The sequence below is a fragment of the Bradyrhizobium sp. BEA-2-5 genome, from assembly GCF_032918025.1.
Taxonomy (GTDB): domain Bacteria; phylum Pseudomonadota; class Alphaproteobacteria; order Rhizobiales; family Xanthobacteraceae; genus Bradyrhizobium; species Bradyrhizobium pachyrhizi.
Genome location: NZ_CP136629.1, coordinates 1,328,814 through 1,348,412, shown reverse-complemented (window position 1 = coordinate 1,348,412; position 19,599 = coordinate 1,328,814). Strand labels below are relative to the sequence as shown.

The 19,599-nt window shown below is 65.6% G+C and carries 18 protein-coding genes and 2 pseudogenes; 10 read left to right on the top strand and 10 right to left on the bottom strand.

What is annotated here, in order from left to right; all coding sequences use genetic code 11:
• The first annotated feature begins 123 nt into the window (after window positions 1–123).
• On the top strand, window positions 124–1,581 hold the full coding sequence (locus RX327_RS06235; RefSeq protein WP_317249780.1) for a glutamate synthase subunit beta: 1,458 nt from the start codon (window positions 124–126) through the stop codon (window positions 1,579–1,581).
• A gap of 178 nt (window positions 1,582–1,759) precedes the next feature.
• Here RX327_RS06235 and RX327_RS06230 read toward each other — a convergent pair.
• A pseudogene (locus tag RX327_RS06230) lies at window positions 1,760–3,465 on the bottom strand (outer membrane beta-barrel protein).
• 246 nt (window positions 3,466–3,711) lie between these two features.
• Between RX327_RS06230 and RX327_RS06225 the strand changes: the two are divergent.
• The gene (locus tag RX327_RS06225; protein WP_317249779.1) at window positions 3,712–4,719 is read left to right on the top strand and encodes a KpsF/GutQ family sugar-phosphate isomerase; all 1,008 of its coding nucleotides are present in this window, start codon (window positions 3,712–3,714) and stop codon (window positions 4,717–4,719) included.
• Between the two features lie 97 nt (window positions 4,720–4,816).
• Here RX327_RS06225 and RX327_RS06220 read toward each other — a convergent pair.
• A pseudogene (locus RX327_RS06220) lies at window positions 4,817–5,355 on the bottom strand (carboxymuconolactone decarboxylase family protein).
• A gap of 88 nt (window positions 5,356–5,443) precedes the next feature.
• Here RX327_RS06220 and RX327_RS06215 point away from each other — a divergent pair.
• Complete coding sequence (locus tag RX327_RS06215; RefSeq protein ID WP_050385219.1) at window positions 5,444–5,779, top strand: winged helix-turn-helix transcriptional regulator; 336 nt, start codon at window positions 5,444–5,446, stop codon at window positions 5,777–5,779.
• Window positions 5,780–5,897: 118 nt separating this feature from the next.
• Here RX327_RS06215 and RX327_RS06210 read toward each other — a convergent pair whose 3' ends face one another.
• From RX327_RS06210 to hemH, 3 genes are all read right to left on the bottom strand, one after another.
• A complete protein-coding gene (locus RX327_RS06210) occupies window positions 5,898–6,344 on the bottom strand; it encodes an NfeD family protein (protein ID WP_317249778.1) in 447 nt (148 codons plus the stop codon).
• A gap of 41 nt (window positions 6,345–6,385) precedes the next feature.
• A complete protein-coding gene (locus RX327_RS06205; RefSeq protein ID WP_317249777.1) occupies window positions 6,386–7,390 on the bottom strand; it encodes an SPFH domain-containing protein in 1,005 nt (334 codons plus the stop codon).
• 183 nt (window positions 7,391–7,573) lie between these two features.
• Complete coding sequence (hemH, locus tag RX327_RS06200) at window positions 7,574–8,611, bottom strand: ferrochelatase (RefSeq protein ID WP_317249776.1); 1,038 nt, start codon at window positions 8,609–8,611, stop codon at window positions 7,574–7,576.
• Window positions 8,612–8,725: 114 nt separating this feature from the next.
• Here hemH and RX327_RS06195 point away from each other — a divergent pair, with 114 nt between their 5' ends.
• Window positions 8,726–9,124, top strand: a complete 399-nt coding sequence (locus tag RX327_RS06195) for an MAPEG family protein (protein ID WP_317249775.1) — start codon at window positions 8,726–8,728, stop codon at window positions 9,122–9,124.
• 169 nt (window positions 9,125–9,293) lie between these two features.
• On the opposite strand, the gene RX327_RS06190 is transcribed toward RX327_RS06195, so the two are convergent.
• From RX327_RS06190 to RX327_RS06180, 3 genes are read right to left on the bottom strand one after another with little or no spacing between them, the layout of a single operon-like run.
• The gene (locus RX327_RS06190; protein WP_317249774.1) at window positions 9,294–10,400 is read right to left on the bottom strand and encodes a nickel/cobalt transporter; all 1,107 of its coding nucleotides are present in this window, start codon (window positions 10,398–10,400) and stop codon (window positions 9,294–9,296) included.
• A complete protein-coding gene (locus RX327_RS06185; protein ID WP_317251210.1) occupies window positions 10,397–11,035 on the bottom strand; it encodes a DUF1007 family protein in 639 nt (212 codons plus the stop codon). The genes RX327_RS06190 and RX327_RS06185 overlap by 4 nt, the downstream gene beginning before the upstream one ends.
• A gap of 13 nt (window positions 11,036–11,048) precedes the next feature.
• Window positions 11,049–13,124, bottom strand: a complete 2,076-nt coding sequence (locus RX327_RS06180; RefSeq protein WP_317249773.1) for a M3 family metallopeptidase — start codon at window positions 13,122–13,124, stop codon at window positions 11,049–11,051.
• A 130-nt stretch (window positions 13,125–13,254) separates the two neighbouring features.
• On the opposite strand from RX327_RS06180, the gene RX327_RS06175 reads away from it, so the two are divergent.
• From RX327_RS06175 to RX327_RS06150, 6 genes are all read left to right on the top strand, one after another.
• Window positions 13,255–13,515 (top strand): hypothetical protein, encoded by a 261-nt coding sequence (locus RX327_RS06175; RefSeq protein WP_410712142.1) that lies wholly within the window; start codon window positions 13,255–13,257, stop codon window positions 13,513–13,515.
• 674 nt (window positions 13,516–14,189) lie between these two features.
• Window positions 14,190–15,332: a type III PLP-dependent enzyme gene (locus tag RX327_RS06170; protein WP_239620823.1), complete on the top strand. Its 1,143-nt coding sequence runs from the start codon at window positions 14,190–14,192 to the stop codon at window positions 15,330–15,332.
• A 130-nt stretch (window positions 15,333–15,462) separates the two neighbouring features.
• Window positions 15,463–16,080 (top strand): GNAT family N-acetyltransferase, encoded by a 618-nt coding sequence (locus tag RX327_RS06165; protein ID WP_028332861.1) that lies wholly within the window; start codon window positions 15,463–15,465, stop codon window positions 16,078–16,080.
• 11 nt (window positions 16,081–16,091) lie between these two features.
• The gene (locus RX327_RS06160) at window positions 16,092–16,259 is read left to right on the top strand and encodes a hypothetical protein (RefSeq protein ID WP_167350407.1); all 168 of its coding nucleotides are present in this window, start codon (window positions 16,092–16,094) and stop codon (window positions 16,257–16,259) included.
• Between the two features lie 91 nt (window positions 16,260–16,350).
• Window positions 16,351–16,740, top strand: a complete 390-nt coding sequence (locus tag RX327_RS06155; RefSeq protein ID WP_317249772.1) for a RidA family protein — start codon at window positions 16,351–16,353, stop codon at window positions 16,738–16,740.
• Window positions 16,741–16,780: 40 nt separating this feature from the next.
• The gene (locus tag RX327_RS06150) at window positions 16,781–18,223 is read left to right on the top strand and encodes a homospermidine synthase (RefSeq protein ID WP_317249771.1); all 1,443 of its coding nucleotides are present in this window, start codon (window positions 16,781–16,783) and stop codon (window positions 18,221–18,223) included.
• A gap of 129 nt (window positions 18,224–18,352) precedes the next feature.
• On the opposite strand, the gene RX327_RS06145 is transcribed toward RX327_RS06150, so the two are convergent.
• Entirely contained in the window at window positions 18,353–19,093 is a 741-nt protein-coding gene (locus RX327_RS06145; RefSeq protein ID WP_317249770.1) for an acetoacetate decarboxylase, read from the bottom strand.
• A gap of 119 nt (window positions 19,094–19,212) precedes the next feature.
• The gene (locus RX327_RS06140) at window positions 19,213–19,545 is read right to left on the bottom strand and encodes a hypothetical protein (RefSeq protein WP_028332857.1); all 333 of its coding nucleotides are present in this window, start codon (window positions 19,543–19,545) and stop codon (window positions 19,213–19,215) included.
• Window positions 19,546–19,599: the final 54 nt, after the last annotated feature.

Below are 19,599 nucleotides of genomic sequence, written 5' to 3'. Positions count from 1 at the left end.
CGCGTCTCGAACCATGAGGTCACCATCCGGGCCTCTATCCTTCGAGACGCGGCGCAGCGCCGCTCCTCGGGATGAGGGTCAAACAGAACAGACGAACACATGATGCAGGGGCATCGGGTTTCAATGGGTAAGATCACAGGTTTTCTCGAGATCGAGCGGCATGACCGCAAGTACGAGCCGGTCGCCGATCGACTCAAGAACTTCAGGGAATTCGTCGTTCCGCTCTCCGAGAAGGAGGTGCGCGACCAGGCCGCGCGCTGCATGAACTGCGGCATTCCCTATTGCCACGGCACCGGCTCGGTGGCGCCCGGCACGCCCGGCTGCCCGGTCAACAACCAGATCCCGGACTGGAACGACCTCGTCTATCAGGACAATTGGGAAGAGGCCTCGCGCAACCTGCACTCGACCAACAATTTCCCGGAGTTCACGGGGCGCATCTGCCCGGCGCCGTGCGAGGCGTCCTGCACGCTCAACATCGACGACAACCCCGTCACCATCAAGACCATCGAATGCGCGATCGTCGACCGCGCCTGGGACAATGGCTGGCTGAAGCCGGAAGTGGCGGCCGTGAAGACCGGCAAGAAGGTCGCGGTGATCGGCTCGGGCCCGGCCGGCATGGCCTGCGCGCAGCAGCTGGCGCGCGCCGGGCACGACGTCCACGTCTACGAGAAGTACGCCAAGGCCGGCGGCCTGCTGCGCTACGGCATCCCCGACTTCAAGATGGAGAAGGACGTCATCGACCGCCGCGTGGCGCAGATGGAAGCCGAGGGCGTCACCTTCCACTACGGCAAGGCCGTCGGCGGCTCGACGCCGGGTGCGATCGATCCGCAGGAGCTCGCCAAGCAGTACGACGCGGTGGCGCTGACCGGCGGCGCCGAAGCCCCGCGCGACCTGCCGATCCCCGGCCGCGAGCTGTCAGGCATCCACTACGCCATGGACTTCCTGCCGCAGCAGAACCGCCGCGTCTCCGAGGAGCCGCTCGGCGGCGTCCAGGAGATCTTGGCCGGCGGCAAGCATGTCGTCGTCATCGGCGGCGGCGACACCGGCTCCGACTGCATCGGCACCTCGCTGCGCCAGGGCGCGCTCTCGGTGACCCAGCTCGAGATCATGCCCGCGCCCCCCGAGCGCGAGAACAAGGGCCTGACCTGGCCGAACTGGCCGCTGAAGATGCGGACGTCCTCCAGCCAGGCCGAAGGCGCGATGCGCGAATTCGCCGTGCTGACGACGAAGTTCGAAGGCGTCGACGGCAAGGTGACGAAGCTGCATTGCGTCAAGGTCGACGACAAGTTCAAGCCGCTGCCCGGCACCGAGTTCACGCTGGATGCCGAACTGGTTCTGCTGGCGATGGGCTTCGTGCATCCGGTGCACGAGGGCCTGCTCAAGACGCTGGGCGTCGAGCTCGACCAGCGCGGCAACGTCCGTGCGTCCCTGCTCGACTACCAGACCTCGCGCCCGAACGTGTTCACCGCCGGCGACATGCGGCGCGGCCAGTCGCTGGTGGTGTGGGCGATCCGCGAGGGCCGGCTGTGTGCGCGCTCGATCGATACGTTCCTGATGGGGAAGACGGATTTGCCGCGGTGAGTGCCCCGGCGGTTTCGCCGAACTGCATCCACAAACGCAGCTGTCATCGCCCGCGAAAGCGGGCGATCCAGTATTCCAGAGACGTCAGGGCTTGAACCGATAGGCCGCGGCGTACTGGGTGCCCCGCCTTCGCGGGGCACGACATCTCATTTGAGATGCGACGTGCGCACCCTCGCCGCTAATTCTGCACCCGCACGCCCAGCATCATCACCGTCGACGCCGAGCTCTGTCCCGGCTGATTCGAATCCAGCCAGTTCCGGCTCAGCGTGCCCTTGATCCAGAGGCTGCGGGTCAGCTTGTAGATCAGGTCGCCCGACAACGCGTAGATCTTGTCGGTGCGGTTGTCGCCCTGGTAATCGAGCGTGCCGTAGGTGAACTTGCCGACCGCCGTGAGCCAGCGGCGGAAGTCGTGGTCGACTTCGGCGGCGTAGGTGCGCACCAGGACGCCGGAGGAGCCGGGGATCGTGGTCTCGCCGATCTGGGTGTCGGAATAGAATTTGGCCGTGGTTAGCGGCGTAGCGGTCCAGGTCAGCGAGGCCGTGGTGAGCAGGCCTTCGAGTCGGCTAAGCCGCGGGTCGACATAGTCGCGCATGGCATAGCCGATCGAGATCTCACCGAACAACAGCCGGGTGAACTCGAACGACGTACCGACCTTGGCATAACCGCCCGACGAATTGCGCGCGTAACCGTTGCGGTCGAGATAGAGATCATGGAAGCGGCTGTCGCCCTCGACTTCGACAAAGGGCTTCACGGCCGGATTGAGCTCATAGCTGACGCGGCCGACGCCGCCATATTGGGTGAAGTTGCGATCGTCGTTCGACGACGAGGTGCCGTCGGTGAGCTTCGACCATTGGTAGTCGGTGCGGTCGACCGTGCCGCCGAGCGAGACCTGCATGCGGTTGAAATGCTGGTCGATGCCGAAGGTGCCGCCGACCGTGGTGTAGATCGGATATCTGGCGAGGCCGGCCTGCACGTTGGGGCTGCCGGGATTGTCGGTGGCGAGACCAGCAGGCGGGCCTGTCCCAGCAGATGCGTGTCCTTGGTGACGTCGAGACGGCCGTCGATATGGCCGGTGAAATTCGGACGGTCGATGTCGAGCGGCGCCGACAGCGGCGTGCCGTCGGCGTTCGGCGTCAGCCCGGAGCCATAGCCGTTGAAGGAGCCGCGCAAATCGGCGACGACGGCGTGACGCTCCCAGTCGGAGACCGCGAGGAATTCCGGCGCGACCATGTAGAACGCCCTGCCCTGCGGCGAGTAGAGCCGACCAGGGTTGGTGTCGTAGCCGGCCATCACCTCGACCGCGGTCTTGACCATGAACGAGCCGGCATAATCGCCGACCGCGCCGAACGGATCGTCGTCGATCTTGAGCCGCTTGCGCGGCGGCTGGCCGACGATGGTGCCGGCCATCGCCGGCGGCAGCGGCGTCTTGTTGGCGGTCTCCGAGGGCGGGATCGACAGTCGCAGCTGCCCGGTGGCGTTCAATGGCGCCGGCGTCGGCTGCGGCGAGCCGGGTCCGGCCGGCGGCTTCGGCCTGGCCTGGCCGGGATAATATTTCGGCTTCTGGCGTTTGCGGTTGAGCGAGTCATAGCCCGACGTCGCGGCGCCGTTCGCCGCGGGGAGCCCGTAGGTCGGGACCTGTCCGATCCGCGTCGTCGACGTCGATGTCGATGAAGACGAAGAGGAACGGCGATCGCGATCGGCGTCGGGTAGCTTCAGACCGTTGAGCGGATCCATCGCGTCCGCCGTGGTCCGGCGCAGCGGCGAATCCTGTGTGATCACCTGGCTCTGGCGATTGGCGCTGAACAGATCGGGCGTCACGGTCTGGGCCGCGGCGAACCCGGTGGTCACGGTCAGCGCCAGAGCGGTCACGGCCGGACATGGCAAAACCGCGCGGACGAGGCGTCCACGCCGGTCTGGGCCGCTTGCTGGCCGCCGCAACACGATGGAAAAACTCCAACGAATTCACATACTTGTCGGACGCACTCCACCGGGCGGCGGAAAACGTCGTTAATGGAGTTAAAACAATTATGGTTAATGACCGGTTGAGGATCGGCTGCCGCGCGTCGCATCGCGGAATCGAACGTGCTAAGGGAGATGCCCGGGTGCAAAACCCCTCCCCTGGAATCCGAAATGGCCAAACCGAAACCGCTGATGACCAAATCATCCGGCCCCGATGACGGCGCCGTTCAATCGGCGCTCCGCACCCTCGATGCCGAAGCAAGCGGCGTCGCAGCCCTGTCCGCGGCACTGAAGTCCGACCTCGGCGCGCCGTTCACCGCCGCGTCCGAGCTGATCGGCAAGGCCAAGGGACGGCTGATCGTCACCGGGCTCGGCAAGTCCGGGCACATGGGCCGCAAGATCGCGGCGACGCTGGCCTCGACCGGCACGCCCGCCTTCTTCGTGCACGCCGCCGAAGCCGGCCATGGCGACCTCGGCATGATCACCACCGACGACGTCATCATGGCGCTGTCCTGGTCCGGCGAGCAGCCGGAGATGCGCAACCTGATCGCCTATGCCGCGCGCTTCGGCATTCCGCTGATCGCGATGACGGCCGACAAGGATTCGACGCTGAGCAAGGCCGCCGACGTGCAGCTGACGCTGCCGAAGGCGCGCGAGGCCTGCCCGCACAATCTGGCGCCAACCACTTCGACCCTGATGCAGGCTGCGATCGGCGACGCCATCGCGATCGCGCTGCTCGAAGGCCGCGGCTTCACCGCGACCGATTTCAGCGTGCTGCATCCGGGCGGCAAGCTCGGCGCGCTGCTGAAATATGCCCGCGACCTGATGCATGGCGGCGACGCGCTGCCGCTGAAGCCGCTCGGCACCAAGATGTCGGATGCGCTGGTCGAGATGACCTCCAAGGGTTTTGGCTGCGTCGGCATCGTCGACCGCCACGACCATCTCGTCGGCATCATCACCGACGGCGATCTGCGCCGCCACATGCGGCCTGACCTTTTGACGGTGACGGTCGATGAGATCATGACCAGGACGCCGAAGACGATCAGCCGCGATACGCTGGCCGGCGAAGTGCTGGAATTGCTCAACGCCTCGAAGATCACGACGCTGATCGTGACCGACGCCAAGAAGCCGGTCGGCATCATCCATCTGCACGATCTGCTGCGGGCGGGTGTGGCGTAATTCACTCGGTCATTCCGGGGCACACGAAGCGTGATCCTCAGGTGCGCAATTGCGCACCATAGTTCGATGCTTTCGCATCGCCCCGGAATGACAGCGGCTACCTCGGAAACCGCGCCGCGGTTTCCTCCAGCGGCAGGGCCAGCCGTTGGCGAGGTAGGAGACCGTGCGGTAGAAGCCGCACAGCAGGATGATCTCCAGGATCTGGTCCTCATCGTAATGCGCCGAGAGCGCCGCGAATTCCGTGTCATCCAGTGTCGCGCGGGCATGCAGCGCGTCGACCGCCGCGATCATCGCCTGCTCGGCCGGCGACCAGCAGCCGGCATCGGCCGCACCGCGCACGGTGGCGTGGACCTCCTGCTCCGTCAATTCGGCGGCCGTGCCGAACGCCGTGACGTGGACGCCCCATTCATATTCGCAGGCATTGAGTGCGCAGGTGCGGTCGATCACGATCTCCCGCGCCCTGAGCGACAACGGCCCGCGATCCAGCAGGCTGCCGCCGCGAAACTTCTCCCAGGCGCGCGGATGACCGGCCATCACGCGGAACAGCACCAGCGGTGGCTTGCCGCGCATGATGCGATCGAAATGCTGTTGAACGTCCGCCGGATAAGGCGGATCGAGCGGCGCGAGGCGTGACATGGGCTGATCCCGTTGCTACATTTAATGTAGCGATACGCTACAATATCTGTAGCGACTCGCAAGAGAGATTTCGACAGGAATTCGCGACATGCCGAAGCAGGGCCCAGTCACAAGACCCGCCGTCCGCGGCTCGCGGTCCGGCCGCCCGATCATGGCGCTGCTCGATCTCTTGGGACGGCGCTGGACCTTGCGCATCATCTGGGAGCTGCGCGAGGGCGCGCTGACCTCGCGCGCGCTGCGCACCGCCTGCGACGAGGCCTCGCCGACGATCCTGCAGACGCGATTGACCGAACTGCGCGAGGCCGGCTTCGTCGAACTGACGGATGAGGGTTACGGGCTCACCGCGCTCGGCCGCGAGCTGTTCCAGACCTTCACGCCGCTCCACCGTTTCGCCGAGCGCTGGAGTAAGCGGGGAGGCAGCTAGATCTCAGTGACCGTCAGTGTGTAGCCCGCATGAGCGGAGCGATATGCGGGACCGGTTTACCCGGGTATTGCTGCGCTCACCCCGGGGCTACAGATGACTGGAGCAAGCGCGCCGCCGGCTAGACCGCAGCCACCGTCAGGTTCGCACCGTCGACCTGCACCACCTTCACCCGCGTTCCCGCCGGCGTATCCGGGCCGGCGACGCGCCACACCGTGTCGCCGATGCGCATGGTGCCCGAGCCGTCGATGATCGGCTTCTCCAGCGTGAACTCGCGGCCGACCAGGGCTTCGTTGCGGCGGTTGAGGAAGGGATTGGTCTTGCTGGCCGCCGTCGCGCCCTTCGCGAAATGCCGCCATGCCGGCACCGCCAACGCGGCGAACACTGCGAACATCAAGAGCTGTATCTGCCAGGACGACGTGAAGGCGAACGACAGCAGGCCGACGAGAAGCGCCGCGAGCCCGAGCCAGAACAGGAATACTCCGGGCGCCGCGAGCTCCAGCGCCATCAGGACGAAGCCGAAGATCAGCCAGTTCCAGGTACCCAATGTCGAAAACATCTCGGCCATGACGTGACCTCTACCATTGCGGGCGCGACGCCGTCACGCCCTCACCGCTGCGGCGGCACCGGCGGTGGCACCGGTGGCCCGGCCGGCGGCACCGAACCGCCACGCCGTGCTGCGGCCGTGGCGGACGCCGCACTTTCGCCGAAGGTGGCGCGGGCGATCTCGCCGATGCCGGCGAGCGAGCCCAGCATGCTCATCGCTTCGACCGGAAGCATGATGACCTTCTGGTTCGGCGAGTCCGCCAGCTGCCCGAACGCCTTGATATATTTGTCGGCGATGAAATAGTTCAATGCGGCGACGTCGCCCTTGGAAATCGCTTCACTGACCATCTGGGTGGCCTTCGCCTCGGCCTCCGCCGAACGCTCGCGTGCCTCGGCGTCGCGGAACGCCGCTTCCTTGCGGCCTTCCGCCTGGAGGATCTGGCCCTGCTTGGCGCCCTCGGCGCGCAGAATCTCCGACTGCCGCTGGCCTTCGGCGGCCAGAATATCGGCACGCTTGACGCGCTCGGCCTTCATCTGCCGGCCCATGGCTTCGACGAGATCGGCGGGCGGCACGATGTCCTTGATCTCGATGCGGTTGACCTTCAGGCCCCAGGGCGAGACCGCGGCGTCGACGACGCGCAAGAGGCGCTCGTTGATCTCGTCGCGATGCGACAGCACCTGGTCGAGGTCCATCGAGCCCATCACCGACCGGATGTTGGTCATGGTGAGGACCGTGATACCCTGGTTGAGATTGGCGACCTCGTAGCTCGCCTTTGCGGCATCGAACACCTGGTAGAAGGCGACGCCGTCCACCGTCACGGTGGCGTTGTCCTTGGTGATCACCTCCTGCTCTGGAATGTCGATCACCTGCTCCATCATGTTGATCTTGCGCCCGACGCGATCGAAATAGGGCACGATCAGATTGAGGCCGGGGCTCAGCGTCTGCGTGTACTTGCCGAACCGCTCGATGGTCCAGTCATAGCCCTGCGGCACCGTCTTCACGCCGGCCACCAGCGTGACGATGACGAGAAGAACAAACGCGATCGCGAAGACGTCGAAGCCAGTCATAAATTCCTCCAAGGCCGGCGAGACCGTCGCCAGTCACGGTCGTGCATTGGTCGGCAGGACCACTCCGCCGGTTCAGCCGGCTGTTGTTCTCCCTAGCACATAGGAAGCTGCTGTCGGATGACCAGATGCCAACGAATGCCCGTGCCCGGTGTCACGGATCGTTAACAATCAAATCCAGCCTTGTTAGATCCAGCCCTGAAGCTCGCGCAGCACCAGGGTGCGGATCACGTCCATGCCGGGTTCGCTATCGTTGAGACACGGGATCGCGGAAAACTGCTCGCCGCCATTGTGCTTGAAGATCTCGGCGTTCTCCTGCGCGATCTCCTCCAGCGTCTCCAGGCAGTCGGCGGAAAAGCCCGGCGTCACCACCGCGATGCGGCGCACGCCTTCCTTGGCGAGCCGCTCCATGGTCTTGTCGGTGTAGGGCTGGAGCCACTCGTCATTGCCGAAGCGCGACTGGAAGGTCAGGATCAGCCCGTTGGCATCGAGCCCGAGCCGCTTGCGCAGCGCGTTGGTCGTGGCGATGCATTGCGCCTGATACGGATCGCCTTTGTCGACGTATTCCTTCGGCATGCCGTGGAATGACGCGACGATGATCTCGGGCTGGAACGGCAATGTCGCAAGATGCGCATTGATCGAGACCGCGAGCGCCTCGATGTAGTCGGGATCGTCGTAGTAGGGCGGCGTCACCCGAAGGATCGGCTGCGCGCGCAAGCGGGCCAGCACGCGGAACACTTCGTCGCAGACGGTCGCCGAGGTCGAGGCGGAATATTGCGGATAGAGCGGCACGACCAGCAGCCGGCCGCAGCCCTGCGCCGCCAGCGCGTCGATGCCCGCTTTGATCGAGGGATTGCCGTAGCGCATCGCCCAATCGACGACGACGTGGTCGTGATCGGCGATCGCTTCCGCCAGCTTGTCGGCCTGCGAACGCGTGATGGTCTTCAGCGGCGACTCGTTCCGCTCGGTGTTCCAGATCTTCTGGTAGTCGCGCGCCTTGCGGGCCGGCCGGACGCGGAGGATGATGCCGTTGAGGATCAGCTTCCAGAGCAGGCCTTGATCCTCGATCACCCGCGGATCGGACAGAAACTCCTTGAGATAGACCCGCACGCCGGCGGCATCGGCCGTATCGGGCGTGCCGAGATTGACCAGCAGCACGCCGACGCGTTCCGGCTTCGGCGCCGCGGCAGGCTTCGCGCTCTCGAAGGGGATCACCGTGCTCATGATGGCCTTGCGCTTGATATCCTTCGCCTGGGGGCTTTGGGCTTCGCGCGTTGCTCCAACCTTGTCAAGCCGAGTGCGGGTTGGCTACGTTCCCGTGCGGAATAAGGGGGAACCATGACGATCGCCGAATGGTGCGTCTTCGGGACGCTGATGCTCTCGCTGCTGACGATCGTGTCGGTGAAGTGGGCCGGCTTCCGCAGCTTCGACAATGCCAGGCCGCGCGATCCCGACTTTTACGACGATCCGATCCGCTCGCGGGCTCTCGGGGCGCACCAGAACGGCATCGAGACCTTTCCGTTCTTCGCCTTCGCGGTGCTGCTCGCCGAATACCGGGACTCGCCGCAGCGCCTGATCGACGAGCTCGCGGCGCTGTTCCTGATCGTGCGCCTCGCCTATGTGCTCACCTATCTCGGCAACCGCCCGACCCTGCGCTCGATCCTCTGGAGCATCGGCTTTGCGATCAATCTCGGGATCTTCCTGCTGCCGTCGATCAGGGGCTATCTGACGAGTTGAGCCAGTTTCTTCCCCCTCTCCCCGTTCTTACGCCGTTCTTACGGGGAGAGGGCTGGGGTGAGGGGCCGTCTCCGCAAATTCGATTGAAGGCAGCGTGCGGAGACCCCCTCACCCGAATTTGCGCAGTGCGCGAATTTCGACCTCTCCCCGCAAGCGGGGAGAGGTGACTTCAAAGGCACGTCGTCCGCTCAGCCGCGATGTAGCCGAACAGCAGGCCGACGCCGAACAGCAGCACGAGGCCGGCGGCGCCGAATTCGATGCCGCGCATGATGACCATGCCGCCGCCGTCGCGCGCCGCGCTCAGCCGCTCGGCCACGCCGCGCGCCGACACCGCGACCATCGCGATGGCCGCGACCGTGATCGCGGTGCCGAGACCCATCAGGAAGGTTGCGGCGACGCCGGCCCAGAACAGGCCCTGGGCCAGTGCGAACACCAGGACCAGGATCGCACCCGAGCACGGGCGGATACCGACGGTCAGGATCGCGGCGAACCCGCGCCGCCAGCCGCCAGGACCGGCAAGCTCGGCCGGCGTCGGCCCGTGCGAATGGCCGCAATGCTCGTCATGGACGTGCTGCGCGTCATGCCCGTGATCGTGGCCATGGTCATGATGATGCTCGTGATCGTCATGCGCGTGACGATGATGGTGATCATGGCCGTGATCACGGTGGTCGTGATCGTGCTGATGCGCGCCGGCCATCGCCAGCGCCGGGCGCGGCATCTGCAGCGCGCGGAAGAAGCCGCCGCCCTTGACCCACACCAGTCGGGCGCCGAACGCCGCGATCAGCGCGTAGCTTGCGATCTCGATCGCCTTCTCCGCCCCGCACATGGTCTTCGCGGTCGCGTTGAGCAGCCAGGCACAGATGCCCACGATGAGAACGGCCACCAGCGACTGCATCAGGGCCGAGGCGAAGGACAGCGCAATGCCGCGCCGCGCGGTCTCGCGGTTGGCGACCAGGTAGGAGGCGATCACCGCCTTGCCGTGGCCGGGACCTGCGGCGTGAAAGATGCCATAGGCAAACGAGATGAACAGCAGCGTCCAGACCGCCGATCCGTCGGACTTCGCGGCCCGGATGGTCTGGGAGATCTCGCGGTAAAACTCCGACTGCTTCGCCAGCAGCCAGCCGACCAGCCCGCCCTGCGGCTCTGCCGCGCGCGGCGCACCGAACGGATTTTGCGCCAGCAACGCATGAACGGCGCCGTCGAGCAGCGCAAAGACCGCCAGCACGGCGGCGGATACGGCGAGGCCGCGCATCACGCGGGAGGCGATCGGCGTCATGGGCACTCCACCGAGACCTTGTTGGCGAACATCATGCCGAAATTGCCGTTGCCGCCGTCGAGAAAGGTTTGCTCGCCGAGCTTCTGCGCGGCGGCGGTGCCGTCACTATTCGGCCGTTCGAACTGCATCTTGCAGTTCGCCGCGGCGCCGACCAGCTTGACCGGCTCCTTCTCGGTATACTGGAAGTCGATGAAATAGGTCGGGTCGAACACTTCGAGCGAGAGCTGCCTGGCCTTGAACGGCGTCTTCACCGGCAAGGTGAAGTGCAGCGTCAGCGCCGAATCCTTGTATTCGAGGAAATAGTCGACCGGCTCGGTGAACTTCTGCTTCTTGCCGTCGCCCTTGGCAAAGGTGAAGTAGGCGTATTCATTCAGCGACTCGACATTGGTCTGCGCCAGCGGCGTCAGCTCCTCGCGCGTATAGGCGCCCTTGGTCTTGCTCTCGAGCCCCTGCACCGCATAGGCCGAGAACATGTCGTCGAAGGTCCAGGCATGGCGCACGCCGGTGATGCTGCCGTCCGCCGCGTAGATCAGCTCGCTCTTGGCAACGATCCAGACATGCGGATGGGCCTCGGCGGCCGCCGTGCAGAGCACGACGGACACCGCAAGCACGAGCCAGCCGATCAGCCGATTCAATGACGGCCGCACCTCAGGCCGCCTCAGGCGTTTCGAGCAGGCCACGGCGGCGCAGCAGCGCGTCCGGCTCGGGCTCGCGGCCGCGGAAGGCGACATAGGCCTCCTCCGGATCGCGCGAGCCGCCCGACGAATAGATGTCGTCGTGCAGGCGCTTGGCGACGGCGGGATCAAAGATATCGCCGGCCTCCTCGAAGGCGCCGAAGGCATCGGCGTCCATCACCTCCGACCACATGTAGCTGTAATAGCCCGCGGCATAATGATCGCCGGTGAATATGTGGCCGAACTGCGTCGGCCGGTGCCGCAGCGCGATCTCCTCGGGCATGCCGATCTTCTCCAGCTCGCGTCTCTCGAAGGCGCGGACATCCTGCGCGGCGGCGGCCGGCTGGGTGTGGAATTCGAGGTCGACCAGCGCCGAGGACACGAACTCGACCGTGGCAAAGCCCTGGTTGAATTTTCGCGCGGCAAGGAACCGTTGCAGCAGCTCGTCCGGCAGCGGCTCGCCGGTCTGGTAATGGCGGGCGAACTTCTGCAGCACCTCGGGCCGTTCCTGCCAGTGCTCGTAGAGCTGCGACGGCAGCTCGACGAAGTCGGTGAACACGGAGGTGCCCGACAGCGAGGGGTAGGTCACGTTGGAGAGCATGCCGTGCAGGCCGTGGCCGAACTCGTGGAACAGGGTGCGGGCATCGTCGGGCGACAGCAGCGAAGGCTCGCCGCCGGCCCCCTTGGCAAAATTACAGATGTTGAGAACGAGCGGCGCGACATCCCCGTCGAGCTTCTGCTGGTCGCGCAGCGAGGTCATCCAGGCGCCGGAGCGCTTCGAGGGCCGGGCGAAGTAGTCGCCATAGAACAGCGCCTTGTGCTTGCCGTCCCTGCCCTTCATCTCCCAGACCCGGACGTCCGGGTGCCAGACCGGAACATCCTTGCGCTCCTCGAAGGTGACGCCGAACAGGCGCGTGGCGCAGTCGAATGCGGCGGCGATCATGTTGTCGAGCGCAAGATAAGGCTTGATCGCGGCGTCGTCGAAATTGGCGCGCTGAAGGCGCAGCTTCTCGGCATAGAAGCGCCAGTCCCAGGGCGCGAGGGCGAAATTGCCGCCCTCCTCCGCGATCAGTGCCTGCAGCGCGTCGCGGTCGGCGAGCGCCCGCGCCCGTGCCGGCTTCCACACCCGCTCCAACAGGCTCCGCACCGCATCCGGCGTCTTGGCCATGGAGTCCTCGAGCCGGTAGGCGGCATAGGTCGGGTAGCCCAGGAGCTTAGCGCTCTCCTCGCGCAGCTTCAGGACCTCGACGATGGTCGCGTTGTTGTCGTTGGCGTTGCCGTTGTCGCCGCGCGCAATGAAGGCCTTGTAGACCTTCTCGCGCAGGTCACGCCGGGCCGAGCTCTTCAGGAACTGCTCGACCGAGGAACGCGACAGCGTGACGATGGCCTTGCCCTCCATGCCGCGCTCTTCTGCCGCGGCCTTGGCGGCCGCCACAAATGTGTCGGAGAGGCCGGCGCGGTCGTCCTCGCCGAACTCCATGAACCACTCCTGCTCGTCCCCGAGCAGATGGTGGCTGAAGCCGGTGCCGAGCTGGGCCAGCCTCTCGTTGATCTCGGCCATCCGCGCCTTGGCCTCCTCCGAGAGACCGGCGCCGGAGCGGTGGAAGCGGGTGTAGGTGCGCTCGAGCAGGCGCATTTGCTCGCCGGTCAGGCCGAGATCGGCGCGGTTCTCGTGCAGCTGGGCGATGCGGCCGAACAGCACGGCGTTCATCATGATCGGATTCCAGTGCCGCGCCATCCGCAAGGAGACCTCCTTGTCGATCTCCAGGATGGCCGGGTTGGAATGCGCCGAGACGAGGTCGTAGAAGACCGCCGCGACCTTGCTCAGCAGCTTGCCCGAGCGCTCCAGCGCCGTGATGGTGTTGGCGAAGTCGGGCGCCGCCGGATCGTTGATGATCGCCGCGATCTCGGCGGAGTGGTCGGCGAAGGCCTGCTCGAACGCCGGAAGGAAGTGCTCCGGCTTGATCTCGTCGAAGGGCGGGGTCGCGAACGGCGTCGTCCAGGCCTTCAGCAGCGGGTTGGCGTGAGCGTCTGCGCTGGTTCCTGACATCGAATGTCCCGTTTTTCGCCTTGAAAATGCTGCCCAATCTATATCACGCGATACGGCATTTTTGGGCCTTTTGCGCTTGATAGATGGGCACTTTTCGGAGAGATTGCGCCCCCTGAACAGGACCTATTCCATGACCATGCAGCCCTCCACCTCAGGCAACCGCACCATCGCCTGGCCGAGCGTCATCACCGTCATCAGCGCCGCCATCCTGATCGGCGCCGAGGTGTTCGGCGCGGCCTTTGCCGGCGGCTGGGCGCTCGCGATCCTGTTCGGGCTCGGCGACCAGGGCGCACACATCCTCCAGGCCGTGCTGTTCGCACTCGGCGTGCTCGTGATGACCGCGTTCATCCGCGGAGCGCAGCGCGTCGAGCCGTTCACGCGTCGCGCGTGAGCTTGAGCGATTCAAGAAAGCACTGCGGCACAAGGCCAAAACGCACACACGCTTCGTTAGTCATTCTTAACAGCCGTTCATCCTCAGCGCGTCCGACGCGTGCTCCGCGCGACATCGCAAGCACGCGTTAGGGAAATTTGTCGCTATCGCAAAAAAATTCTTGCGCCACGAAGTCAAAAGACTTATTTCCTGCCTTGCCCAATTTCGCACGTGCCTGTGGTCGTGTGTCAGTCGGTAGGTATCCGGACAAGAGGCCGGACAGCCGCCAAGGGGTGAAGAACCGAGGGTCGCTTACGTCCATCAGGACACGAGGCGGCCAGCATCTCTCTCCAGGGATGCCGCGTTGAAGGTCTCACCACTCTTTGCAACCGTGACTGGCAGCCGGAGGCGAACCGGCGCACCCCGCTCTCAACGGGGGACGCGACTTAAAGCAACGACGGATCGGGCTTTTTTGGTCTCTACCGGCAGTCCAACGCCGGCGCGGGCTACTGAAAAGGCTTGTCCTTCATTGCCAGGTGTGCGGGCGGGAACACTCCCAACCAATCCACGGCAGCACAGTCTGGTTTGAGTCTTGTGGCTTCGTCGCGCCTCCATCGCGCGATCCGGCCAGAGCACTCTTATCCGACGTCATGTTTTGAACGGGATCCCGTCGCTGGGCCGTTTGGGAGAGTGCCATGACCGAACGTATCCAGGAATTCCTGCGCAATCGCCGCAAGGATGGCCTCGACACCGAGCCGTGCCTCGTCGTCGACCTCGAGGTCGTGCGCGACAATTACCAGAGCTTCGCCAAGGCGCTGCCGGACAGCCGCGTGTTCTACGCCGTCAAGGCGAACCCGGCGCCGGAAGTGCTGGCCCTGCTCGCCTCCATGGGCTCCTGCTTCGACACCGCGACCGTCGCCGAGATCGAGATGGCGCTGGCCGCGGGTGCGACGCCCGACCGCATCTCCTTCGGCAACACGATCAAGAAGGAGCGCGACATCGCGCGCGCCTTCGCGCTCGGCATCCGGCTGTTCGCCGTGGACTGCGCCGCCGAGGTCGAGAAGGTCGCCCGCGCCGCCCCCGGCGCGAAGGTGTTCTGCCGCATCCTCTATGACTGCGCCGGCGCCGAGTGGCCGCTGTCGCGCAAGTTCGGCTGCGACCCGGAGATGGCCGTCGAGGTGCTCGACCTCGCCAAGCGCCAGGGGCTGGAGCCGTGCGGCATCTCGTTCCATGTCGGCTCGCAGCAGCGCAAGGTGAAGGCGTGGGACCGTGCGCTGGCGATGGCCTCGCAGGTGTTCCGCGACTGCGCCGAGCGCGGCATCAACCTGTCCATGGTCAACATGGGTGGCGGCTTCCCGACCAGGTACCTGAAGGACGTGCCGCCGGTGGTGACCTACGGCCGCTCGATCTTCCGCGCGCTGCGCAAGCACTTCGGCAACCAGATCCCGGAGACCATCATCGAGCCGGGCCGCGGCATGGTGGGCAACGCCGGCATCATCGAATCCGAGGTCGTGCTCATCTCGAAGAAGAGCGACGAGGACGAGGTCCGCTGGGTCTACCTGGACATCGGCAAGTTCGGCGGTCTCGCCGAGACCATGGACGAGTCGATCCGTTACGCCATCCGCACCCGTCACGACGGCGCGGACATGACGCCGTGCGTGCTCGCAGGTCCGACCTGCGACAGCGCCGACGTGCTGTACGAGAAGAGCCCGTATCCGCTTCCCGTCACGCTCGAGATCGGCGACAAGGTGCTGATCGAAGGCACCGGGGCCTATACGTCGACCTACTCGTCGGTGGCGTTCAACGGCATCCCGCCGCTGAAGACGTATCACATCTGACTTGCCTCCTTTTCGAGGCCCGATAAACCGGGAGCCGGCCCCGCCGGCTCCTCCCCGATCATTTTTGATTTTCCTGAACGACGCTTGCCGCGGCGTACGACATGCCGTTGCAAGCGGGGACTGACGTGCCATGACTGCAAAACGGAACACCCCCGTTGCCCTCATCCGAGATGCCGCCCCGTTCGCGATCCGTGCGGAGCGTGGCTCGGACGTCGTCGCACGCGAAGCGCTGCTGGATGCCTGCTTTGGCTGTAATCGCCATACGCGCACCTGCCAGCGCCTGCGCGACGGACGCGCGCCCGCCGAAGGCCTGAGCCTTGCGGCCGTGCGCCAGGACGGCCGGGTGGTTGGAACCGTGCGGTTGTGGCACGTCAGCGCGGGGGGCCGCAGCGCGCTGATGCTGGGGCCGCTGGCAGTCGACGACGACTGCCGCGGCCTCGGCGTCGGCGCCGCGCTGATGCAGCGTGCGCTGGCGGTCGCTAAGGCGCGCGGCCACGGCGCCGTGATCCTGCTTGGCGATGCGCCCTACTACGCCCGCTTCGGCTTCACCGCCGCCAAAACCGGCGAGCTGTCGCTGCCTGGCACGTTCGAGCGCGAGCGGCTGCTCGGCCTCGAGCTTGTCGCCGGCGCGCTGGACGGCGCCTGGGGCATGATCACGCCGACCGGCGCGCCGCTGCCCGAGGCCAAGGCATCGCGGACGCGATCCCGGAGCCGGAAGGCACCGCTCGCCGTGCCGCACGCGGCGTAAGGCGGGCCGCCATGTCGGAGCACCTTCCCATCACCGATGGCGCGCGCCCGCGTTGGCGCGGCCTCGTCACCACGGTCATGCTGATCCTGATCTCGGTGATGATCGTCAGGGATATCCTGGTCCGGCGCTGGACCGGCACGCCGCCGTCGCCGCCGGACACCACGCTGCAGTCCCGCTAACGCCGGCCGCGCCAGGCCTGAACCAAGGGGTTGCGCGGGCGCCGAAAATGCCCGTAAACCCCGCGCAAAGCCATTTCAGTCGAGGTTCAACATGTCCCGCCGCCTGATCTCCACCGGCTCCCCGCTCGAGAAGACCGTCGGCTACAGCCGCGCCGTGATCGACGGTGAGTTTGCCTTCGTCGCGGGAACGACCGGCTATGACTACACGACGATGACGATGCCGGCCGATGTCACGAGCCAGTCACGCAACTGCTTCAAGACCATCGAAGCCGCCCTGAAGGAGGGCGGATTCGAGATGGCCGATATCGTTCGTGCGACCTACTACGTCACCGACGCCAGCTACATCGACGCCCACTTCGCCGTCTGCGGCGAGGTCCTCGGCGACATCCGCCCGGCCGCAACGATGCTGATCGTCGCGGGGCTCTACAAGCCCGAGATGAAGGTCGAGATCGAAGTCACCGCCAAGCGCCGCAGCCCCTGATCCACTCTATCCGCCGCTAGGCACTCTCCTGGAGAAAATGATGAGCCCCGCCTCGCAGATCTACGCGAAGATCACCGGTCCCATCGTTATGGTCGGCTTCGGCTCCATCGGCAAAGGCACATTGCCGTTGATCGAGCGGCATCTCGACTACGACAAGTCGCGCATCACCGTGCTCGATCCCAAGGACGAGGGTCGCAAGGCGCTTTGCGAGAAGCACAATGTCAGGTTCATCCAGAAGGGCCTGACCAAGGACAATTATCGCGAGGTGCTGACCCCGCTGCTCACCGAGGGCGGCGGCCAGGGCTTTTGCGTCAATCTGTCGGTCGATACCGGCTCGACCGATATCATGGAGCTCTGCAACGAACTCGGCGCTCTCTACATCGACACCGTCAACGAGCCCTGGCTCGGCTTCTATTTCGACCCCTCGAAGGGGCCCGAAGCGCGCTCCAACTACGCCCTGCGCGAAACCACCCTGGCCGCCAAGAAGGCGCGCCCGGCGGGCTCGACGACGGCCGTCTCCTGCTGCGGCGCCAACCCCGGCATGGTCTCCTTCTTCGTCAAGCAGGCGCTGCTCAACGTCGCCGCCGATCTGAAGCTCAATGCTCCCAGGCCGAAGACCAAGGCGGAGTGGGCGGATTTGATGCGACAGGCCGGCATCAAGGGCATCCACATCGCCGAGCGCGACACCCAGCGTTCCAAGACGCCGAAGGAGCCCGATGTCTTCGTCAACACCTGGTCGGTGGAAGGCTTCCTGTCGGAAGGCATGCAGCCGTCCGAGCTCGGTTGGGGCACCCATGAGAAATGGATGCCCGAGAATGCACATGGCCACGAAGCCGGCTGCGGCGCCGCCATCTATCTGATGCAGCCCGGCGCCAACACGCGCGTGCGCACCTGGTGCCCGACCCGCGGCGCGCAATATGGCTTCCTCGTCACCCACAACGAGTCGATCTCGATCGCGGATTACTTCACCGTGCGTGACGCATCGGGCACGGCGGTCTATCGGCCGACCTGCCACTACGCCTACCATCCGGCTGACGATGCCGTGCTGTCGCTGCATGAAATGTTCGGCCGCGCCGGCAAGATGCAGGAAAAGCACCACATCCTCGACGAGAACGAGATCGTCGACGGCATCGACGAGCTCGGCGTGCTGCTGTTCGGCCATGACAAGAACGCCTACTGGTTCGGCTCGCAGCTCTCCATCGAAGAAACCCGCAAGCTCGCGCCCTATCAGAACGCTACCGGCCTGCAGGTGACCTCCGCCGTGCTCGGCGGCATGGTGTGGGCGCTGGAGAACCCGAACGAAGGCATCGTCGAAGCCGACGAGATGGATTTCGATCGCCTGCTGGAGATCCAGATACCCTATCTCGGCCCCGTCAAGGGCTTCTACACCGACTGGACGCCGCTGACGGATCGTCCTGGACTGTTTCCGGAAGACATCGACACCAGCGATCCCTGGCAGTTCAAGAATATTCTGGTGCGCTGACCCGAACGGTCATCCCGGGGTGCGCGCTTAGGCGCGCAGACCCGGGATCTCGAAATCGTTGCGCGAGATTCTCAGGTGCGCGATTGCGCACCAGAGTTCATCGCTGCGCGATGCCCCGGAATGACTTCGTCATCTCGCCATGTAGTCGAACGCGACCGAGCCGAGGCCGAGGGTCAGGTCCGCCTTGAAATGCAGCGCCGAGACCACCTCGCGCACCGGCAGGCGGGCGACGTCGCACAGCGCGTGTGGAAACAGGCCGAGCGCGGCGGGGCCGGTCCAGGCCTCCTTCAGCGTGATGTCTTCCAGATGAAACCGCACCAGCTCGCAGATCCGCGGGCTGCCGTCGACATGCGGGATGATCTTCAGAATGAAGTTCGGCGCCGTCATCGACTTCAAGACGGTGTCGTGGTCGACCTTGCGATGCTTGTAGCCCATGGTGGCGGAGGCGCAGAGCACCGAGCCGTAATGCAGCGAGCCGACCAGCACATCGCTCTCGACCTCGATCCTGGGCTTTGCCAGCTTCTTCGGAAATCCCCACAGCTCGCGGCCGCCGGCGATCGGGCCTTCATCGTCGAGATACATCGCGTGGGTGTAGGCGCCCTCCTCACCCCTGAAGCGAACCGGGATCACCTGCCCGGTCTCGGTGTAGTCGCCGAAACCGGTGGAATCCGGCATGCGGATGAACTCGTAGTTCACCACCGGTTCGGTGACCTCGAGCGGTTCCGGCACCACGGCGGCGAGCGCTTCCGGGTCGGTCTTGTAGGTGATGATGAAATATTCGCGGTCGAAGAACCGGTAGGGCCCCGGCGGAAACGACGGGTTGGTGAGCGGCATCGAATAGGCGGTGCGCCGGATATCCTCGATCTTCATGGCAGGCCCCATCTGTCGTTGGCGAGACGACGGATTATGGGGTGCGCGGGCGGTGGAGGCGAGACCGTATAATCGGCAGCGTCCGTCAAATCCGCGTCACAATGCGGGCCGCGGTGCGCTTACTTTTTCTCGATCGGCGGCGCGGTCTTCTCCGCGGGCGCGGGCGGCAGCACCGGCTTGGCGCCGGCCTTCCGTGCCTCATCGTCGGGACGCGCGGGCTGCGGCGCCGGCGTGGTCGGCCGCTCGCCGCCCGGCTTCGACTCGGCCGGCGGCGCCGTCTTCTGCGGCTCGGGCGTCGGCGTCGGTTGCAGCGGCTGGGTCGCCTGCGCGATCTCTTGCGGCGGGGCGGCATTGATCGCGTGCAGCGAAAGCACCGCGATCGCAACGCCCGCCGCCACCAGCGTCGAGGCGATCAGCATGTCGATTCGCAACCTGGTCCGATCCACAGCCATCTCGTTCACCTGCGCCTTGTCCGCGGGGTCAACGATCCCGCCACGGCATGGTTC